The sequence below is a fragment of the Dyadobacter luteus genome, assembly GCF_003383615.1.
Classification (GTDB): Bacteria; Bacteroidota; Bacteroidia; order Cytophagales; family Spirosomataceae; genus Dyadobacter; species Dyadobacter luteus.
The window spans coordinates 1-2,627 of sequence record NZ_QNUL01000056.1 but is presented as its reverse complement, the minus strand read 5'-3'; the positions used below and the strand labels follow the sequence as shown (position 1 = coordinate 2,627).

The window sequence follows — 2,627 nt, the reverse complement described above, 5'->3', positions numbered from 1 at the left end:
TGGAAAATTCGGTGAAACTGACCACCCCAATTCGGTTTAAACTGACCACCTGTTCCGGACGAAATTGACCACCCCATTTCGGATCAAACTGACCACTTGATTCCGGAGTAAACTGACCACCTGAGAGATTAGAAAATGCTGTAGAATCAACCATATTTTTGGCACGAACCAATCGTGTAAAAGGTATGGCCAATTCGACAATCAGCCTGAGCAAAATAAGACAGATTTTACGGATGTACAGCCAGGGCCGCAGCAAGCTCTGGATAGCGGAACAGACAGGTGTTTCCCGCAATACCGCTAAGAAGTACATGGCCACTTTTGATGCGAGCGGACTTACCTTTGAACAGATCAACAGCCTGAATGATAAAGAGCTGGATGACTTTTTCGGAACTGTTAAACAGCAGCCACCGCAAGACAGATTGTTGAATCTGCAACGTTGTTTTCCGCAAATAGATAAAGAATTAAAACGGACAGGTGTTACCCGTCATATGCTTTGGGAAGCCTATAAAAGGGAATTTCCGGAAGGGTTTGCTTATACCCAGTTTTGCTTTCATCTGACCAAATGGAAGGCCCGCGTTAACCCTGTGATGCATCAGGACCATAAGGCTGGCGATAAGCTGTACATCGATTTTGCAGGCGTTAAATTAGGTATCGTAGATAAAGAGACTGGTGAATTAACTGAGGTTGAAGTGTTTGTGGCTATCCTGGGAGCTAGTCAGCTCACTTACGTGGAAGCAGTTAGCAGCCAGCAAAAAGAAGATCTGATCGCAGCTTGCGAGAATGCACTTCATTATATCGGTGGTGTGCCGGCAGCAATTGTTCCGGATAACCTTAAAGCTGCTGTTATAAAAAGCAACAAATACGAACCTACACTGAACGAGGCCTTTGCCGATTTTGCTGATCATTATGGGACTACAATATTACCTACACGCGCTTACCGGCCAAGAGATAAGGCGTTGGTGGAAGGTGCTGTCAAAATCGTTTACAGTCGCATTTATGCGCCTTTAAGAAAGCAGGTTTACAACTCACTGACAGAGTTAAACGCAGCTATATTGATTGCTCTCGAGGCTCATAATAACCAACTGCTTCGGGGCCGTAATTACAGTCGCAGACTCCAGTTTGAAGAAATTGAGCGCAGTGCTCTGGCCCCGCTTCCGATCCTGCATTACGAGTTCAAAAAGCAGCTACATGCCACTGTAATGAAGAACGGGCATGTCTGCCTGAGCGTTGACAAGCACTATTATAGTGTCCCGTACCGGTTTATCGGCAAGAAAGTCAAGTTGTTGTATTCCAATTCTGTGGTTGAAGCATATTATCATTACGAACGTATCGCCCTTCATAAAAGGCTTAAAAGTCCCTATAATTATTCTACCGATAAAGAACATCTGGCCAGTACACACCGCTTCGTAACGGACTGGACACCAGATCGATTCCTGGAGTGGGCTTCCTCGATCCATGAAGATGTCAGGTTGTATATTCTTAAAATCCTGGACCGCAAACAGCATCCCGAACAGGCCTACCGCTCCTGTATTGGTATCCTCTCTTTTGCGAAGAAAGCTGGTGAACAACGCCTGATCAGCGCGTGCCAAAGGGCTTTAAGCTATGGTATCTACAACTATAAAACAATCCAGACTATACTGGAAAAAAATATGGATCAATATGAAGACAGCCTGTTTGCAGACGAATTACCCATGCCCAAACACGATAATATCAGAGGCGAAGACTATTATCAATAATCCTTTAAACATTTAATAAAAATGAACACAAACACTTTGGAAAAGTTACGCAAGCTAAAATTTTACGGCATGTTCCATGCCTTTAAAAGTAGCCTGGAAAGTGGAAAGACTAATGATTACACGGCGGATGAGCTTTTAGCCCATCTGGTTGACGCTGAATGGGATGACAGAAATAACCGCCGGGTCGAACGCCAGATCTTGTACGCACGGTTCCGCTATAAGGCCATGGTCGAAAATATCCACTATCATGCTGATAGAAGTATTGACCGTAATCAGATCATGCGCCTGGCAGAATGCTCCTTTATTGGCCGAAATGAAAACCTATTGATCACAGGCAGTACCGGAATCGGTAAAAGCTATGTAGCATCTGCGATTGGTCATCAGGCATGCATACTTGGCTACCGCGTAATGTATGCCAGTACTCCTAAATTGTTTGCCAAACTCAAAATGGCCAAGGCGGATGGATCTTACATCAAAGAGATTACAAAGATAGAACGGCAGCAACTGCTTATCCTGGACGACTTTGGTATCCAGCCTTTCGATGCCCAGAGCCGGGCAGCACTGATGGAAATCATAGAAGACAGGCACGGAAAAACATCCCTGATAATTACTTCTCAGTTGCCTGTAAGCAAGTGGCATGAAGTAATAGGAGAAAAAACCATTGCTGATGCCATTTTAGATCGTATCGTACATGATGCACACAGGGTTGAATTAAAGGGCGAATCAATGAGAAGAAAACGAAAAACGGAGCTCGAAAACAGCTACGAATAATTATAACTTTTATTTACTAATTTTGAATCGCTTCTACTAGCATTTTCTACTACCGGCCGCCAGTTAATTAGGTGGTCAATTTGCCACGGAATCAGGTGGTCAACTTCTCCGAAATACCCA

General features: G+C 44.2%; 2 protein-coding genes. Both read left to right on the top strand.

Going from position 1 to position 2,627, the window contains the following annotated elements; translation table 11 throughout:
* Positions 1-185: 185 nt before the first annotated feature.
* Positions 186-1,736 carry an IS21 family transposase gene (gene istA, locus DSL64_RS28760; protein WP_115834426.1) on the top strand — a complete coding sequence of 517 codons (1,551 nt, stop codon included), beginning with the start codon at positions 186-188 and terminating at the stop codon, positions 1,734-1,736.
* A gap of 21 nt (positions 1,737-1,757) precedes the next feature.
* On the top strand, positions 1,758-2,507 hold the full coding sequence (gene istB, locus DSL64_RS28755; RefSeq protein WP_115834425.1) for an IS21-like element helper ATPase IstB: 750 nt from the start codon (positions 1,758-1,760) through the stop codon (positions 2,505-2,507).
* Positions 2,508-2,627 lie beyond the last annotated feature (120 nt).

What these genes read in the sequence shown, in the direction of transcription:
- istA (WP_115834426.1), top strand. Translation starts at nt 186, where the DNA reads ATGGCCAATTCGACAATCAGCCTGAGCAAAATAAGACAGATTTTACGG.
- istB (WP_115834425.1), top strand. Translation starts at nt 1,758, where the DNA reads ATGAACACAAACACTTTGGAAAAGTTACGCAAGCTAAAATTTTACGGC.